The organism is Halomonas icarae, assembly GCF_009901955.1.
Classification (GTDB): Bacteria; Pseudomonadota; Gammaproteobacteria; order Pseudomonadales; family Halomonadaceae; genus Halomonas; species Halomonas icarae.
On record NZ_WUTS01000001.1, the window covers coordinates 3326571 to 3343331 of the forward strand.

The following is a 16761-nucleotide window of genomic DNA, read 5'->3' on the forward strand; positions in this document are numbered from 1 at the left end:
ACCATCCTCAAGCTTGGCACGCCACGATGGCGATTGCCAAATCCCGACCGTAGGGAGGTTGCCGGTGGCGTGCTACACCGCGTAGGCAAGATCCGTCGAGGCCTGCATCAGCTCCTCCTTCACCGCCTCGCGGGTCAGGCTCTTGCCGACGCAGGCGCACTTGCCACACTGGGTGCCACAGCCGGTCTCGGCCTGGACCTCGCGCCAGCTACGTGCCCCCTCTTCCACCACCTGGCGGATGCGGCGATCGGAAACTCCCTTGCAGATGCAAACGTACATGCGAATTCCTCGCGTTGGATAGCGAGACAAATGTAAATGATTCGCATAAGGTATTGCAACCGCAACGGGGCCAATGACTGACACCGGTCAATGCTCCGACGATCGGGATCTGGGCTAGCGGGATGTCTTGGGGAGTACCACCACCCGGGTTCCCGAGACGATATCGGGCCAGCTGCGCCGCTCGGCATCGAACAGCACCCACAGGTAGCCCAGCCCCAGGGTGGCCACGGAGAGCCAGGCCACCAGATAGCGCACCATGGCCTGGCGCAGGGTGATGGTGCAGCCATCCAGGGTCTGCACCCGCAGCCGCCAGGCCTGCATCCCCAGGGTCATGCCACCACGACACCAGAAGAAGGCGAAGAAGGCGAAGGCCGACGCCAGCATACCAAAGCGCAGGGAAGCGACCTGTGCGGCCCCCACCCCGACCTGTTCGGCGGGCAGGCCGATCAGGTGGCGCACCACCAGCAGGTGCAGTCCGGCCACCAGCAGCCAGATGGCGGCCACCAGGAAGGCGTCGTAGAGCATGGCACCCAGCCGGCGGCCGAGGCCGGCGGGCCAGACGTCATCGAGATTAGGCAAACGGCGTGACATGTCGCACTCCTTGTCTTAACCGTTGCGGCGCAGCAGGAGAATCCCTACCACGACACAGAGCAGGGTTGGTACCAGTACCGCCCAGGCCGGCGAGAAACCGAACACCGTGGAGGCCGGCGCCAGCAGGTCCTGCAGATACTTGAACGCCAGACCGGTGACCACGCCATAGAACACCCGCGTGCCGGCGGCCACGCTGCGCAGCGGGCCAAACACGAAGGAGGCGGCCACCAGCACCAGCGACCCCATGGTCAGCGGCAGGAGCATCTTCTGCCAGAAGTAGAGCAGCGGCTGGGTGGCCTGCTGTCCCTGGTCGCGCAGGTAGCTGGCATAGGCCCATAGCTCACTCGGCGACTGGCTCTGGACGTCGCGCAACAGCCGCGATAGCTGTTCCGGGGTCAGCCGGGTATCCCACTCCCGGGTCTCGAGGCGCCGGGCCTCGGTCGCCTGCTCGGTAAATCGTGTTACCGCCACGTCTTCCAGTACCCAGCGCTCCTCCTGCCAGACCGCCCGCGCGGCGCTCATCGCCTCGACCAGGCGCTGTCCCTCGAAGCGGTAACGGGTGAGGTCGAGCACGGTATCATCGGCACGAATGGCGCCGAAGCGGTAGAAGCTGTCGCCCTCCCGCTGCCAGCCACCGCGCTCGGTCACCAGGGCACCGGCCCCCTGGATTTTCTCGACCCGCCAGGCGCTGGCAAACTGCTCGGTTCGCGGGGAGACATATTCGGCGATAAACAGCACCACGATCACCACCAGGATAATCGGCTTCATCGCGCCCCAGAGGATCCGCGCCAGGGAGCGGCCGGCGGCGCGCATCACGGTGAGTTCATTGCTCGAGGCCATGCCCCCCAGGCCGATCAGCGCCCCGATCAGCACCGCCACCGGCGCATACTGGTAGAGCCGCCAGGGCAGGCGCATCAACAGGTAGAGCAGCACCTGCAAGGCGCCATAGTTCCCCTCCACATCGCCCAGGTCGTTGATATAAGTGATCACCAGGTCGAGCCCCAGCAGCACCACCTGGACGACGATGATGGCTCCCAGCACGTTGCGTGCCAGGTAGCGGTCGAAGCGATCGGCAATCATCCACTCATCCCCTTGCGCTGGGCGCGTATCATCATCAACACCCCCAGCGCCAGGAAGGCACCGTGGATTGGCCACATGCCTACCACGGCCGGCAGGTTGCCACGACCAATGGCATCCAGCGCCGCCAGCAGCAGGCTCAAGTAGGCCACATGCAGGAAGATCGCCGGCAGCAGCTTGGCGAAACGCCCCTGGCGCGGATTGACCCGCGAGAGTGGCATCGCCAGCAGGGTCAGGATAAACACCATCAGCGGCATGCTCACCCGCCACTGCAGCTGGGCGCGGGCTTCGGGGGAGGCATCACCAAGCAGCTCCCGGGTGGTGGCAAGCTCCGGGGAGTCAAGCTCGCGCAGCGTCTCGGCTCGTGACAGGCGCACCGCATAGGTGTCGAACTCGAGCCGCTCGGCCTGATGCCGGCCAGGCTCGACGCTGTAGCGCTCACCCTCGCTCAGCACCAGGAAGCGGCTGCCGGTCTCATCATCCAGCACCTGATGCCCCCCCTCGGCACGAGTCACCACGCTCCCGGGCGTGCCATCGCTGCGCCGCTGGCGCTCGCTGATAAAGACGCCGCGCATCTCGCTGCCATCTTCGCTGACCCCTTCGATATAGGCGGTACGCCCGCTGCCGAACTCCTGGAAGCGCCCGGGCCCGAGGGTGGAGAAATCCACGCGGCTGCGCTGATCCTCGAGCAGCGTCTCGGTCTCCAGCGCACCCGCTGGCGTCAGCCACAGGCTGCACAGCCCCACCAGCACAGCCACCAGGGTGGCCGGTATCAGGCTCACCTGCAGCAATCGATTGGGACTGGTACCGCAGGCCACCAGCACGGTGATCTCGCTGTTCAGATAGAGCTGGCCATAGGCGAGCAGAATTCCCAGAAAGAATGCCAGGGGCAGAATGAGCTCCAGAAACCCCGGTAGGTGCAGCAGCATCAGAGTGCCAAGAATACTGGCGGGAATCTCGCCCTCGGCGGCGTTGCTGAAGTAGCGAATGAAACGGCTACCCATGATGACCAGCAGCAGCACGCCGGCAACGGCGGCCATGGTCAGCAGGATCTCGCGGGTCAGATAACGAAAGATGATCATGCGGCGTCTGCCATGCAATGGGGCCATGCCTTGGGTACACTGGGTGACACGGCAAGGTGTCGGCATTATCCAGAATCCCCCTACGCTTGTAACCCCAATTGCCTGTAACCCCCAACGCTTGTCTTGTGGAGACGCCATGGAATTCCCTGTCAGGACGGGTAGCCCCGCCAAGGTCGAAAGCGCCTGTATCGTCATTCCGGTATTCAAGGACGAGACTCTGCTGCCCACCGCTGCCCGCCTCAACGACGCCAGCGAACGCTTGATCACTCAGCTGCTCGAGCGCGGTGATTTCGACGCCAGACTGGGCAACGTGCAGCTGGTTCCCTTCGCGCCGGGTCTCTCCACCGACCGCCTGCTGCTGGTGGGCCTGGGGAAGCGCGAGACGTGTCGGGAAGCGGCCTTCCGCAAGGCTCTGGATGCCACCTTCACCTTCCTGGCGAGCCTGTCGCTGGACGAAGTGACCATGGCCTTCACCGAGGTCCCGTTGACGGAACGCGGCGTCGACTGGAAGGCACGCATGGTTGCCGAGGCCGTCCATCGCGCGCTCTATCGCTTCGAGGAGTTCAAGTCCGAAAAGACCCCCGCATCACGCCTTGCGCGGGTCGAGCTACTGGTCAACGAACAGAGCGATGCCAAGGCCGCCACCGAAGGCGCCCGCATCGGCGATGCCCTGGGCCAGGGCATCAACTACGCCCGCACCCTGGGCAATCTGCCCGGCAATGTCTGCACTCCGAACTACCTGGCCGAGCAGGCCGAGGCGTTGAGCCAGGCCTCCGATGGCGCCCTGCAGGTAGAGACCCTCGATGAAGCGGCCCTCGAGACGCTGGGCGCCCATAGCCTGCTCTCCGTGGGCCGTGGCAGCGAACAGCCCTCACGCCTGATCGTCATGCGCTACCAGGGAGCGGAGGACCCCGACGAGGCACCCCATGTCCTGGTCGGCAAGGGCATCACCTTCGACACCGGCGGCATCTCGTTGAAGCCCGGCGAGGCCATGGACGAGATGAAGTTCGACATGTGCGGCGCGGCCAGCGTGTTCGGCACACTGAAGGCGATCCTCGGCATCCGTCCCAGGGTCAACCTGGTGGCGATCGTGGCCGCTGCGGAGAACATGCCCGACGGCCGGGCCACCAAGCCTGGTGATATCATCAAGACCCTCAAGGGCCTCTCGGTGGAGGTACTCAACACCGACGCCGAAGGCCGCCTGGTACTGTGCGACGCCCTCACCTATGCGGAGCGCTTCGAACCCGCCAGCGTCGTCGATATCGCAACCCTGACCGGCGCCTGCATCATCGCCCTTGGCCACCACGCCACCGGCCTGCTGTCCAACGACGACGACCTGGCCCTGGACCTGCTGGATGCCGGCGAGGCCGCCTGGGATCGCGCCTGGCACCTGCCGCTGTGGGACGAGTACCAGGAGCAGCTCGACTCCAACTTCGCCGACCTGGCCAATATCGGCGGCCGCCCGGCGGGCACCATCACCGCCGCCTGTTTCCTGTCGCGCTTCGCCGACCGCTTTCCCTGGGCCCACCTGGACATCGCCGGCACCGCCTGGTCATCCGGCAAGCAGAAGGGAGCCAGCGGTCGCCCCGTGGCCCTGCTGACCCAGTACCTGCTGGACCGCGAGGCCGATGCCGAGGTGGATAACAGCGTAGACACCAGAACGGATTGAGCAGAGTGGCCCCGGCGCTAGACGCCCACTGGCAGCGCTCGAGCTGACCATCGGCAGGGCCGGACCGTAGAGGGGCGCTGAGCCCCTCCACTGGGTGCTCAATGCTCCTGGCATAGCTCCCTCTCGTCGTCCTGGCCTCGATGCCCCTCGTTCAGGCCGCGGTGAACCCTCACAGGACTTGCGTTTTGTTCGCGCCCCCTTTTTCATGGGGTAGACGATGACCTCACGACCCGGGCCACTGCTGGCCCGAACCTTCCTTACCGACCCGGAGCCCACGGCCCCGGATGTAGTGGAGACCTCTTGCCGTGCCGACTGACACCTTTGACCTGCTTCCCCACGCCTCCCCCACGGCCGATGCCATCCGCGAGGACATCCTCGCCAACCCCGGTTTCGGCCAGTACTTCACCGACCATATGGCCCATGTGCGCTGGACCCTGAACGATGGTTGGCACGGCCGCAGGGTGCTTCCCTATGGGCCCCTGACCCTGGATCCTGCCGCTGCCGTGCTGCACTACGCTCAGGAGATCTTCGAGGGCATCAAGGCCTACCGGCATGCCGATGGCTCCATCTGGACCTTCCGCCCCGAGAAGAATGCCGAGCGCTTCCGCCGAAGCGCCCGCCGCCTGGCCCTGCCGGAGCTTTCCGACGAGGACTTCATCGGTTCGCTCAAGGCCCTGCTGGCCCAGGATCACCCCTGGGTGCCCACGCCGAAGAACGAGGCGGACGAGTGCAGCCTCTACCTGCGCCCCTTCATGATCGCCAGCGAGAGCTTCCTCGGCGTACGCCCATCCCATGAGGTCGACTATTACGTGATCGCCTCGCCGGCGGCAGCCTACTTCAAGGGTGGCATCGAGCCGGTCTCGATCTGGCTCACCGAGCACTACAAGCGTGCCGCTCCGGGGGGAACCGGGTTCGCCAAGTGCGGCGGCAACTACGCTGCCTCCCTGGCGGCCCAGAAGGAGGCCAGCGCCAACGGCTGCGGCCAGGTCGCCTTCCTCGATGCCGTCGAGAACAAGTGGATCGAGGAGTTAGGGGGGATGAACCTGTTCTTCGTCTACAAGGATGGGCGTATCGCGACGCCACGCCTGACCGACACCATTCTCGAGGGCGTGACCCGCGACTCGGTGCTGACCCTGGCACGCGGCGAGGGGCTGACGCCCGAGGAGCGCCCGATCAGTATCGATGAGTGGCGCGAAGGCGCGGCCAACGGCGAGATCACCGAGGTCTTCGCCTGCGGGACCGCAGCGGTGATCACCCCGGTAGGAGAGCTGGTCAGCGAACAGGAACGCATCCGCCTGGCGGGCGACAACGGTAACCCCATCGCCAAGCGCCTGCGCGCCAAGCTGCTCGACCTGCAGTATGGCCGCGCCGAGGACACTCACGGCTGGCTGACCCGCCTCGTGTAGGAGCGCGATTTATCGCGCGATGGGGCGGTACCATCGCCGGATGAATTCGGCTCCTACACGGCAAGCTGCCCCCGGCCCCTGGCCGGGGGCATTCATGCCCTGCAGGCTCTCCTATGACCCAGATCGATTTCTACGTCCTCCCCGACACCACCCTGGAGGCGCGTCTCGACTTCGCCTGCCGGCTGGCCGAGACCATTCAGCGCAAGGGCTACCGGCTACACCTGCACGCCGAGGATGAAACCATGGCCCGAGAGCTCGATGAGGCGCTCTGGACCTTCCGGGCCGACGCCTATGTGCCTCATGCCCTGGCCGATGACGCCCTCGCCGAGCAGGTAGCGGTCACCATCGGCTGGTCCGAGCCGCCCCCCCCCGAGCGCCTCGCCCAGGCGCTACTCAACCTCTCACCCGGCATCCCCGAGTGGTTCTCACGCTTCGAGCGTGTCGCCGAGATCATCAATCAGCATCAGACGGTGCTGACCGCCAAGCGAAAGTGCTGGCAGACCTACAAGCAGCGCGGTTACCCGGTCAAGGCGCATCAGCTGCGCGGTCAGTCAGGCTGACGCCGACCACCCCGCCGGGCTATAATTGGCCCCATTTTCGTCGCCATTCCTGCCGTCCGGCCATCAGGTCGGCGGTGCTTATTCTGGACCCGAAACGCCCATGGACAAGACCTACCAACCCGAGCAGATCGAATCCCGCTGGTATCAGCGCTGGGAGACCGACGGCCGTTTCGCCCCCTCGGGCGAGGGGTCGCCCTTCTCCATCATGATTCCGCCGCCCAACGTCACCGGCAGCCTGCACATGGGCCACGCCTTCCAGGACACCATCATGGACACCCTGACCCGCTGGCGACGGATGCAGGGTCGCAACACTCTGTGGCAGGTGGGCACCGACCACGCCGGCATCGCCACCCAGATGCTGGTCGAGCGCAAGGTGGCGGCGGAAGAAGGCAAGAGTCGCCACGACCTTGGCCGCGAGGCCTTCATCGACAAGGTGTGGGAATGGAAGCATGAGTCTGGCGGCCATATCACCCGCCAGCTGCGCCGCATGGGAGCCAGCGTCGACTGGAGCCGTGAGCGCTTTACCATGGACAGCGGTTTCTACAAGGCGGTCCAGGAGGTCTTCGTCCGTCTCTACGAGGAGGACCTGATCTACCGCGGCAAGCGGCTGGTCAACTGGGACCCGACCCTGCATACCGCGATCTCCGATCTCGAGGTGGAAAACCGCGACCAGCAGGGTAGCTTCTGGCACTTCCGCTACCCCCTGGCCGATGGCGTCACCACCGACGACGGCAAGGATTACCTGGTCGTTGCCACCACCCGTCCGGAGACCCTGCTCGGCGACACCGGGGTTGCAGTCAACCCCGAGGACCCCCGCTATGCCTCCCTGGTGGGCAAGTTCATCACGCTGCCGCTGGTGGGTCGCCGCATCCCCATCGTCGCCGATGAACACGCCGACATGGAGAAGGGGTCGGGTTGCGTGAAGATCACTCCGGCCCACGACTTCAACGATTACGAGGTAGGCCGCCGCCAGAACCTTCCGCTGATCAACGTCTTCACCCAGGACGCCGCCGTCCTGGGGCAGGCTGAGGCCTTCGACATTCAAGGCCGTCCACTGACAGATATCGACCCGAGCCTGCCCGAGGCCTATGCAGGTCTGGACCGCTTCGAGGCACGCCAGCGGATCGTCGCCGATATGGAGGCCGCCGGCCTGCTCGAGCAGATCGAGACGGTCAACAACACCCTGCCCTTCGGAGATCGCTCCGGCGATATCATCGAGCCGCTGCTGACCGACCAGTGGTTCGTGGCCGTGGAGAGTCTGGCCAAGCCCGCCATCGAGGCCGTGGAGAAGGGCGACATCCAGTTCGTGCCGAAGAACTACGAGAACATGTACTTCGCCTGGATGCGCGACCTCCAGGACTGGTGCATTTCTCGCCAGCTCTGGTGGGGCCATCGCATCCCTGCCTGGTACGACGCCGACGGCAACGTCTATGTCGCCCGCAGCGAGGCCGAGGCCCGGGAGCGGCATGGTCTGCCTGCAGACCTCGAGCTGACTCAGGACGAGGATGTGCTGGACACCTGGTTCAGCTCGGGGCTGTGGACCTTCGGCACCCTGGGCTGGCCGGAGCAGACCGAAGAGCTCAAGACCTTCCACCCCTCCAGCGTGCTGGTCACCGGCTTCGACATCATCTTCTTCTGGGTCGCGCGGATGATCATGCTGACCCTGAAGTTCACCGGCGAGGTGCCCTTCAAGCAGGTCTACGTGCACGGATTGGTGCGTGACGGCCAGGGCCAGAAGATGTCGAAATCCAAGGGCAACGTGCTCGACCCCATCGATCTGATCGACGGCATCGAGTTGGATACGCTGGTAGAGAAGCGCACCGGCAACATGATGCAGCCGCAGAAAGCCAAGGCGATCGCCAAGGCCACGCGAAGCGAGTTCCCGGAAGGCGTCGAGCCTCATGGCACCGATGCGCTGCGCTTCACCTTCCTCTCTCAGGCTACCACCGGACGCGATATCAAGTTCGACATGGGTCGCCTGGATGGCTACCGCAACTTCTGCAACAAACTGTGGAACGCCTCACGCTATGTGCTGATGAATGCCGAAGGCGAGGATACCGGTCTTGGCGGTGAACCGGTGACACTCTCCCTGGCCGACCGCTGGATCCTCTCACGCCTGCAGCAGACCGTGACCCAGGTCACCAGGGCCATGGAGGAGTTCCGCTTCGACCATGCCTCCCAGGCGTTCTATGACTTTGTCTGGAACGAGTACTGCGACTGGTACCTGGAGCTCTCCAAGCCGGTACTCTGGGACGACAACGCCTGCCTCGATGCCAAGCGCGGCACCCGCCGGACCCTGGTCCGCGTGTTGGAAACCCTTCTGCGCCTGGCCCACCCGATGATGCCGTATATCTCCGAGGAGATCTGGCAGCGCGTGGCACCTTTGGCCGGCACCTTTCAGGGCGACGACTCCATCATGGCTCAGCCATGGCCGACCGCCGATGAGGCCCTGCTCGATGAAGGCGCCATCCGCGATATCGAATGGCTCAAGGGTGTCATCGTGGCGGTGCGTAACATCCGTGCCGAGATGAATATCGCACCGGGCAAGCCTCTCGACGTGCTGCTGACCAAGGGCGGCACCGCCGATCGCGACCGCCTGGAGGCCAACCGCCTGTTCCTGGCCAAGCTCGCCAAGCTGGAGAGCCTCAGCTGGCTGGATGACCCTCAGCAGGCGCCTCTCGCGGCCACCCAGCTGGTCGGCGAGATGGAAGTCCTGGTGCCCATGGCCGACCTGATCGACAAGGAGACGGAACTCGCCCGGCTCGACAAGGAGATCGACAAGCAGGACAAGCTGATCGGCGGCATCGAGAAGAAACTCTCCAACGAGGGCTTCGTGGCCAAGGCTCCTGCTGCGGTAGTGGAGAAGGAGCGTGGCAAGCTGACCGACCTTCAGATCTCTCGTCGTCTGCTGGCAGAGCAGCGCGACAAGATTGCCGCCCTCTAGGCACATCCCGGCGACATCCGAGCCCGGCCATATGGCCGGGCTTTTTCATGCCCGCCTGCCCGCCGAAGCATCTCTTTCCTTCGGTGCCCCAAACGCAAAAAGCCTCGAGCTCATGATGAGCTCGAGGCTTTTTTCAATAAGGGTCTGACGATGTCCGGCCAACGCTCCAGGTGCCAGATCCCGGCGGCCGGCGCTCCGGTCCTCCTTGGGGTCGGGTGACACCAGTCTGACGGACACTATTTAGATGCAGAAGATGGGGTTTGTGGACCGTTTACGCCACACCACACGTGGGTTAGATCGGTCGCCCATCGCTCATCAGGCCTCAAGGCGACGGACGGCAGACTCCTGGCACGCGGTCGGAAGCCCTGCGGCCGCTTGCGCACCTGCCAGCCTTTCAACTGCAGGATGCGTTGTATTGGCTTGCGATTCTCACCCAAAACGCACGCCAGCCGGCGATAGCCATAGGTGGGAAACCGCTCCAGGGTCAGCTTCACCCGTGCCGCCAGATCGTCATTGATGACACGTTGCCGCGGCTTGGGCCGGTAATACAGGCTTCGCCGGGGGAACCCAAGCCACCGGCAGAGCTTAACGAGCGATACCACTTGGCCTTCCTCGGCCATTTCCGCCTGCAGCGACCTTACGAGTTCTCGTCCTCGTCGAGCAGGCGGCGCCACTTTTTTAGTGCGTAGATCTGCAGATGGGCCTCGCCCAGCGCCTCCTTGGTTTCTCGGAGCTCGGACTCGTACTGCTCACGGATATCCTTGGGACGGGCCTTGAAGCCGTTTTCCATGCTGCGCTGGGCCTCATCGATCCAGCCCTCCACCTCGGAAACGGTGAGGTCGTACTGGCGAGCCACCTCAGCGGTCGTGGTCTTGCCCTTGAAGATGTCCATGACCACGGCGGCTTTTCGCTTCGCGGTCCATCGCTTGATGGGGTTGTCGTCGCTCATCCTATCCTCCTGATGGCTGCACTATACCCTGTGCAGCTATGGAGGGGGTCACTTCAGCCTCGAGGCGACTGCAGACAAGTGGTGACCGAAGTTGCTGAATGGGCAGCCGAACTAACTGCGCTGAGCTCGTGCCCAGCGACACTACGACTGAGGGTCCCACCATAGTGGCTGACGACCTCGGCTGCTCTGATTGCTTCAACCCGTTCCGAAAAAGTCATATATAGGCTTTTTCTAGCATATGCTAGCGGACTCTCACGCTACCGATGCAGCGCTTTGAGGACCGGGTCCGGCAGGAACGGCCTTCACGTGGCTCGATCAACGTCTTCACGAAGGAGTCAAGGTTAACCGAGCCTCCGGGGCTCGCCTCAGTTCACCTTGGTCGCCACCCGCTTGCGGGGCGCTCCCCAAAGCAGCCTGAGTGCGATGGCAATGGTCAACAGCACGACCACGCCGCTGGCTCCTCCCAGCAGGGCGCTCCCCGTTAGCCCGGCGACGAAGAAGGCAACGATACCCGCACTGCCTGCGGTAAGCGCATAGGGCAGCTGAGTTCGTACGTGATCGATGTGGTCACAGGACGCCCCGGCAGAGGTGAGGATGGTGGTATCCGAGATGGGCGAGCAGTGATCCCCGAAGATGCCGCCACTCAACACCGCCGCGATGGTCAACGCCAGCGACAGGTCCATGGCCGCCGCCACCGGCATGGCGATGGGAATCATGATGGCAAAGGTGCCGTAGGAGGTGCCGGTGGTAAAGGCCACCAGCGCCGCGATCACGAACAGCAGCACCGGCACCAGGCTGGGCGCCAGGCTCGCTTCGGCCAGGGTTACTAGATAGGCGGCGGTGCCAAGCTCGGAGGTCACGCTGCCGATCGACCAGGCCAGCGTCAGAATGATATAGACCAGGGTCATGCTCTTGATGCCATCGACCACGATATTCATGGCTTCCCGGAAATCGAACAGCTTCTGCAGCATGCCCATGGTCAGACCCACCACCACGGCCAACAGCGTCGCCAGCAGGATCGACAGCCCACCCTTGGCATTGCCTACCGCGGTGACCAGGTCATTCTCGGGGAAGTTACCGGTCCATAGAAACAGCGGCGGAATCATCACCAACAGCACGCCGATCGGCACGAGCATATTGCGCTTGCGTGCCTGCTCCTCGTTCACGACGCTATCGCTGAGGGTGTGGCGCTCGGAGGGTGGCATGGCGCCGGCTGCCATGATCTCGCCGGTCGTGCGGGCACGATGCTCGGCCGCGGCCATGGGTCCGAAGTCCCACTGGGTAATGACCAGATAGGCGATCAGCCCGAGCGCCAGCCAGGCATAGAAGTTCAGCGGGATGGTCGACAGGTAGATCAGGTACTCGGAGCCACTGGCCCCCATATCGACCAGCTGCGTGCCGATCAGCCCCATCACGAACACCACCCAGGTGGATACCGGGCCAAGCAGACACATCGGCGCCGAGGTGGAGTCGACGATATAGGCCAGCTTTTCCCGGGAGACCTTCATCCTGTCGGTGATCGGGCGCATTACGCTGCCCACGGTCAGGGCGTTGAAGTAGTCCTCGAAGAAGATCAGGACCCCGAGCCCCATGGTCGCCCCCTGGGCGCCGCGCCGCGATGCCACCCGCGCCGAGATCCAGTGGGCAATCGCCTGGGCTCCTCCCGAACGTTCCAGCACTCCGATCAGGACGCCGAAGAGGCCACAGTAGATCAACACCGTCACGCTCCATTCATCACCCACGCTGGGGATGATGAAGGCATCGAAGGTGTCATAGAGCCCAACCGCAGGATTGCCCCCTGCCAGCATGGTGGCGCCCAGCCAGACCCCGCAGAAGAGGGCCGGAATCACGTTGCGCGTCATCAGCGCGAGTGCTATCGCCAATAACGGCGGCAGCAGGGAAAAGGCACCGAAAGACATGACGGATGCTCTCCTTGGAATCTTGGTGGCGTTCTTGATGGCCGTGGTTGGTGGCGTAGTTGGTGGCGTAGTTGGTGGCGTAGTTGGCGCGGCCGGTTATCGATCAAGTCGCGGCCAACTCACGCCTGAAGGGGGAACCGGGGAGTCTTCGAAGGTTCAGGCGGCGTCGCGCGCCTTGCGAATGCGGTCGTAGGCGTTGCTGATCTCGCTGGTACGCTCCTTGGCCACCTCGCGCATGCTCTCTGGCAACCCCTTGGCGGCGAGCTTGTCGGGGTGATTCTGACTCATCAGGCGCCGATAGGCCTTCTTGACCTCGGCGTCACTGGCATCCTCCTCGACCCCCAGCACCCGGTAGGCATCGGCCAGGGTTGGGCCGCTGGCCGCACCACCCCCGGCCTGCTGACCGGCGCCATGCAGCATCGCCTCGACCTGAGCGATCTCCGCCTCGGAGCAGCCGAGTCCGCGCACTACCCGCATCAGCATCTCGCGCTCGGCGGGATGCAGGCGTCCGTCGGCGGCGATCGCCGCCAACTGTACCTGCAGGAATACCTGACGCAGCGCGGGCTGGCTTCCCAGCAGGCTGCGCACCTTCGCCAGCTCGGCATCCAGGTCGAAGTCGGCCGCCTTGCCGCGATTGAAGTCGGCCCGGGCCCTGGCTCGCTGGGTCTCATTCAGCCGCAGGCGCTCCCACAGCTGCCGCGAGGCATCCAGCTCATCTTCGGTGACCTGGCCATCGGCCTTGCACAGGCAACCCATGACCGCAAAGGTCGAGGAGAGAAACTGCGCCTGGGAGGCGGCCAGCTTGCCCAGCATGCTGCGGCGCAGACGGGCGACGAGCCAGTAACCAAGCCCGCCACCGATAAGCGCCCCGACGAGCCCTCCGATCAGGTAGCCGAGGCCTGCGCCAATCAGAACAACGAACCACATCAGCGCATCTCCTCTCTTGCGGTGGCGTCGACGGCCACCAGGCGACGCCGAATGGTGGCCTCGATGCCATCGGCATCCAGGGCGCAATCGGCCAGCAGCTCCCCGGGTTTGCCGTGCTCGACGAAGGCGTCGGGCAGGCCGAGATTGAGCACCTCCCTGGAGATTCCCTCGGCGGCCAGCAGCTCGTTGACGGCGCTACCGGCGCCACCGGCCACCACATTCTCCTCCAGGGTCACCAGCAGGTCATGGTCGGCTGCCGCCGCCAGTACCGCCTCGCGATCCAGGGGCTTCACCGAGCGCATATTGAGATGACTGGCATCGAGTCGCTCGGCCACTTCGGACGCCGGCGTATTGAGGCTGCCGAAGGCCAGCAGGGCCACCCGCCGCCCTCTCTCGGCGTCGCTCTCGCGGCGCAGCTGCGCCTGCCCGATGGGGGCCGGCTCAAGGTGGGCGGGAATCGCGGTGCCGGGGCCGGTACCCCGCGGGTAGCGAACCGCCGCGGGCCCGGGATGATGATAGGCCGCGCTGAGCATCGCCCGACACTCCGCCTCGTCGGCAGGCGCCAGCACCACCATGCCGGGCACGCAGCGCAGATAGGAGAGATCGAGGCTGCCGTGGTGGGTAGGGCCATCCTCGCCCACCAGACCGGCGCGATCGATGGCGAAGGTGACATCCAGTTCCTGCACCGCCACATCATGGATCAACTGGTCATAGCCACGCTGCAGGAAGGTCGAGTAGATCGCCACCACCGGCTTCATGGCCTCACAGGCCATGCCCGCCGCCAGGGTCACGGCATGCTGTTCGGCGATGGCCACATCGAAGTAGCGATCTGGGTAGGTCTGCGAGAAACGCACCATATCCGATCCCTCGCGCATCGCCGGGGTGATACCGATCAAGCGCTGATCGGCGGCGGCCATATCGCACAGCCAGTCGCCGAAGACGCTGCAATACTTGCGCGGTTTGGGGGGCGGCGTGGAAGCCACGCCGTCGCTGCCCTGGGCGACCGGCTTGAGCGGTGGTGGGGTCGCGTTGTTCTCGCCCTTCTCCAGCTTGGTGATCGCGTGATAGCCGATGGGGTCGGCCTCGGCAGGCAGAAACCCCTTCCCCTTGCAGGTCCTGACATGCAGAAACTGCGGTCCCTCCAGATCACGCATATTGCGCAGAGTCTGCACCAGCAGAGGCAGGTCGTGACCATCGATGGGCCCGATATAGTTGAAGCCCATCTCCTCGAACAGGGTGGCCGGGCTGACCATTCCCTTCATGTGCTCTTCGGTGCGGCGTGCCAGCTCCAGCGCTCCAGGCAGATGCGACAGCACCCTCTTGCCGCCCTCGCGCATGGTGGTATAGGGCTTGCTGGTCAGGATGCGTGCCAGGTAGCTGGCCATGCCGCCGACGTTCTCGGAGATCGACATCTCGTTGTCGTTGAGCACCACCAGCAGGTTGGCATCGACGTGGCCGGCATGGGCCAGGGCCTCGAAGGCCATCCCCGCAGTCAGGGCGCCGTCGCCGATGACCGCGCATACCCGCCGCCGCTCGCCGCGGGTGCGGGCGGCCAGAGCCATGCCGAGCGCCGCCGAGATCGAGGTGCTGGAGTGGCCGACACCGAAGGTGTCGAACTCCGACTCGGCGCGCCGCGGGAAGGCGGCGAGCCCGCCATAGTGGCGGATATTGGGCATCGCCTCGCGGCGCCCGGTAAGGATCTTGTGGGGGTAGGCCTGATGACCCACATCCCACACCAGGCGGTCATGGGGCGTCTCCAGCGCCTGGTGCAGGGCCACGGTGAGCTCCACGACGCCGAGGCCGGCTCCGAAGTGCCCCCCGGAGACCCCCACGCTATAGAGCAGGTAGGCGCGCAGCTCATCGGCCACCTGCGCCAGCTGCGCGGTGGACATGGCGCGCAGCGCCGCCGGAGTGTCCAGAGTGTCGAGCAGCGGCGTGGCCGGACGCTCGACGGGAATATCATCGAACAGCTTCATGTGGGCATCTGTCGTGTCAGTGGTCACGCTCGATCATGTATCGGGCCAGCGCCAGCAGTGGGAGGGCGGACTCACCCAGCGGCGCCAGAGCGGCGGCGGCCTCCTCGACCAGCCCCGCCGCCCGGGCGCGAGCCCCATCGAGCCCCAGCAGGCTCGGGTAGGTGGGCTTGTCGCGGACGGCATCGGCACCCGAGGCCTTGCCCAGGGTAGCCGTATCCCCGATCACATCGAGTACGTCGTCGTGGATCTGGAAGGCCAGGCCGATGGCCCGGGCGTAGGCGTCCAGGGCGTTCAGGCGCGCATCGTCCTCGGCCACCGCCACCAGCCCGCCCAGACGCACCGCGGCACGGATCAACGCCCCGGTCTTGTGAGCGTGCATGGTCGCCAGGGCCGCGACATCAGGGTGGCCGCCAACGGCCTCGAGGTCCAGGGCCTGGCCGGCCACCATGCCATCACGCCCCGATGCCTCGGCGAGGCTGGCGATCATCGCCGCCAGCCGAGGATGCCGGGAGCGGGCAATCACCTCGAAGGCGAGCGATTGCAGCGCATCACCGGCGAGGATCGCCGCGGCCTCGTCATAGGCGCGGTGCACGGTCGGCTGGCCACGGCGCAGATCGTCGTCGTCCATGGCCGGCAGGTCATCGTGAACCAGCGAGTAGGCATGGATCAGCTCGATGGCCATGGCCGGGGCATCGAGGGCATCATCATCGGCTCCCAGGGCGCGGCCAGCGGCATACACCAGCACCGGACGCAGCCGCTTGCCCCCCACCAGCACGCCATGGCGCATGGCGCCCTCGAGTCGCGGGGCGGGAGCGTCACGCTCGGCGAACAGTGCCTCCAGGCACGCATCCACGCGCGCACGATCCGCGGCCAACGCGGTCGTCAGGGTTTCAGCGTTCACTGTCATCCTCCGACGGCGGTGTGAAGGGCTCGAGCTCGATACCCCCCTGGGCGCCCTCGGTCAGGGCACGCACCTTGAGTTCCGCCTCGTCGAGGCGACGCTGGGCATCCCGCGTCAATCGCACCCCCTCCTCGAAGGCGGCAAGCGAGTCTTCCAGCGACAGCTCGCCGGACTCCAGACGCGCCACCAGCCCCTCGAGCCGCTCGACGGTGGCGGCGAAGTCCGCGGAGGAGGCGTCATCGGCCTGTGGTTCCCGGGACCGCTCGTTGCGCTCAGCCATGGTGCTCCTTTACCGCCCCCGATAGTTAGAAAGAGTTCGTTTAAAGGGCGACAGTATACACGCTCTCCCCGGGGGGTCGTCTCCCCACCGCTTGACGGCCCGAAGATCCCCATGAACTTGCGCCTGACTCATATGAGCAGCGCAGCATTTTCATCCTGGCTCATCCGGTGGCTGTGATACGATAACCGCCTCACCAGTTTC

At 65.2% G+C, this 16761-nt stretch carries 14 protein-coding genes; 4 read left to right on the top strand and 10 right to left on the bottom strand.

Annotated features, from left to right (window positions below; all coding sequences use genetic code 11):
• Positions 1 to 72: 72 nt before the first annotated feature.
• From GRB80_RS15360 to lptF, 4 genes are all read right to left on the bottom strand, one after another.
• Complete coding sequence (locus GRB80_RS15360; RefSeq protein WP_132043567.1) at positions 73 to 279, bottom strand: (2Fe-2S)-binding protein; 207 nt, start codon at positions 277 to 279, stop codon at positions 73 to 75.
• Between the two features lie 114 nt (positions 280 to 393).
• Entirely contained in the window at positions 394 to 870 is a 477-nt protein-coding gene (locus tag GRB80_RS15365) for an RDD family protein (protein ID WP_132043565.1), read from the bottom strand.
• Positions 871 to 885: 15 nt separating this feature from the next.
• Positions 886 to 1950 carry an LPS export ABC transporter permease LptG gene (gene lptG, locus GRB80_RS15370; RefSeq protein ID WP_161424115.1) on the bottom strand — a complete coding sequence of 355 codons (1065 nt, stop codon included), beginning with the start codon at positions 1948 to 1950 and terminating at the stop codon, positions 886 to 888.
• Entirely contained in the window at positions 1947 to 3029 is a 1083-nt protein-coding gene (gene lptF, locus GRB80_RS15375; RefSeq protein WP_161424116.1) for an LPS export ABC transporter permease LptF, read from the bottom strand. Before lptF ends, lptG begins: the two co-directional genes overlap by 4 nt.
• A gap of 136 nt (positions 3030 to 3165) precedes the next feature.
• Here lptF and GRB80_RS15380 point away from each other — a divergent pair, with 136 nt between their 5' ends.
• The 4 genes from GRB80_RS15380 to GRB80_RS15395 all read left to right on the top strand — a co-directional run bounded on the left by GRB80_RS15380 (position 3166) and on the right by GRB80_RS15395 (position 9608).
• Positions 3166 to 4698, top strand: a complete 1533-nt coding sequence (locus GRB80_RS15380) for a leucyl aminopeptidase (RefSeq protein WP_161424117.1) — start codon at positions 3166 to 3168, stop codon at positions 4696 to 4698.
• Positions 4699 to 5003: 305 nt separating this feature from the next.
• Positions 5004 to 6104 (top strand): branched-chain amino acid aminotransferase, encoded by a 1101-nt coding sequence (locus GRB80_RS15385; protein WP_132043557.1) that lies wholly within the window; start codon positions 5004 to 5006, stop codon positions 6102 to 6104.
• A 113-nt stretch (positions 6105 to 6217) separates the two neighbouring features.
• A complete protein-coding gene (locus tag GRB80_RS15390; protein ID WP_161424118.1) occupies positions 6218 to 6664 on the top strand; it encodes a DNA polymerase III subunit chi in 447 nt (148 codons plus the stop codon).
• Positions 6665 to 6764: 100 nt separating this feature from the next.
• The gene (locus GRB80_RS15395; RefSeq protein WP_161424119.1) at positions 6765 to 9608 is read left to right on the top strand and encodes a valine--tRNA ligase; all 2844 of its coding nucleotides are present in this window, start codon (positions 6765 to 6767) and stop codon (positions 9606 to 9608) included.
• Positions 9609 to 10245: 637 nt separating this feature from the next.
• Here GRB80_RS15395 and GRB80_RS15400 read toward each other — a convergent pair.
• The 6 genes from GRB80_RS15400 to GRB80_RS15425 all read right to left on the bottom strand — a co-directional run bounded on the left by GRB80_RS15400 (position 10246) and on the right by GRB80_RS15425 (position 16560).
• Positions 10246 to 10557, bottom strand: coding sequence for a DUF1153 domain-containing protein (locus tag GRB80_RS15400; protein ID WP_161424120.1), 312 nt, complete (start codon positions 10555 to 10557; stop codon positions 10246 to 10248).
• 365 nt (positions 10558 to 10922) lie between these two features.
• Positions 10923 to 12476, bottom strand: a complete 1554-nt coding sequence (locus GRB80_RS15405; RefSeq protein ID WP_161424121.1) for a Na+/H+ antiporter NhaC family protein — start codon at positions 12474 to 12476, stop codon at positions 10923 to 10925.
• A gap of 156 nt (positions 12477 to 12632) precedes the next feature.
• A complete protein-coding gene (djlA, locus tag GRB80_RS15410; protein ID WP_161424122.1) occupies positions 12633 to 13403 on the bottom strand; it encodes a co-chaperone DjlA in 771 nt (256 codons plus the stop codon).
• Complete coding sequence (gene dxs, locus GRB80_RS15415; RefSeq protein ID WP_161424123.1) at positions 13403 to 15379, bottom strand: 1-deoxy-D-xylulose-5-phosphate synthase; 1977 nt, start codon at positions 15377 to 15379, stop codon at positions 13403 to 13405. Before dxs ends, djlA begins: the two co-directional genes overlap by 1 nt.
• A gap of 16 nt (positions 15380 to 15395) precedes the next feature.
• Positions 15396 to 16286, bottom strand: a complete 891-nt coding sequence (ispA, locus tag GRB80_RS15420) for a (2E,6E)-farnesyl diphosphate synthase (protein WP_161424124.1) — start codon at positions 16284 to 16286, stop codon at positions 15396 to 15398.
• Positions 16270 to 16560 (bottom strand): exodeoxyribonuclease VII small subunit, encoded by a 291-nt coding sequence (locus tag GRB80_RS15425; RefSeq protein ID WP_161424125.1) that lies wholly within the window; start codon positions 16558 to 16560, stop codon positions 16270 to 16272. Before GRB80_RS15425 ends, ispA begins: the two co-directional genes overlap by 17 nt.
• Positions 16561 to 16761 lie beyond the last annotated feature (201 nt).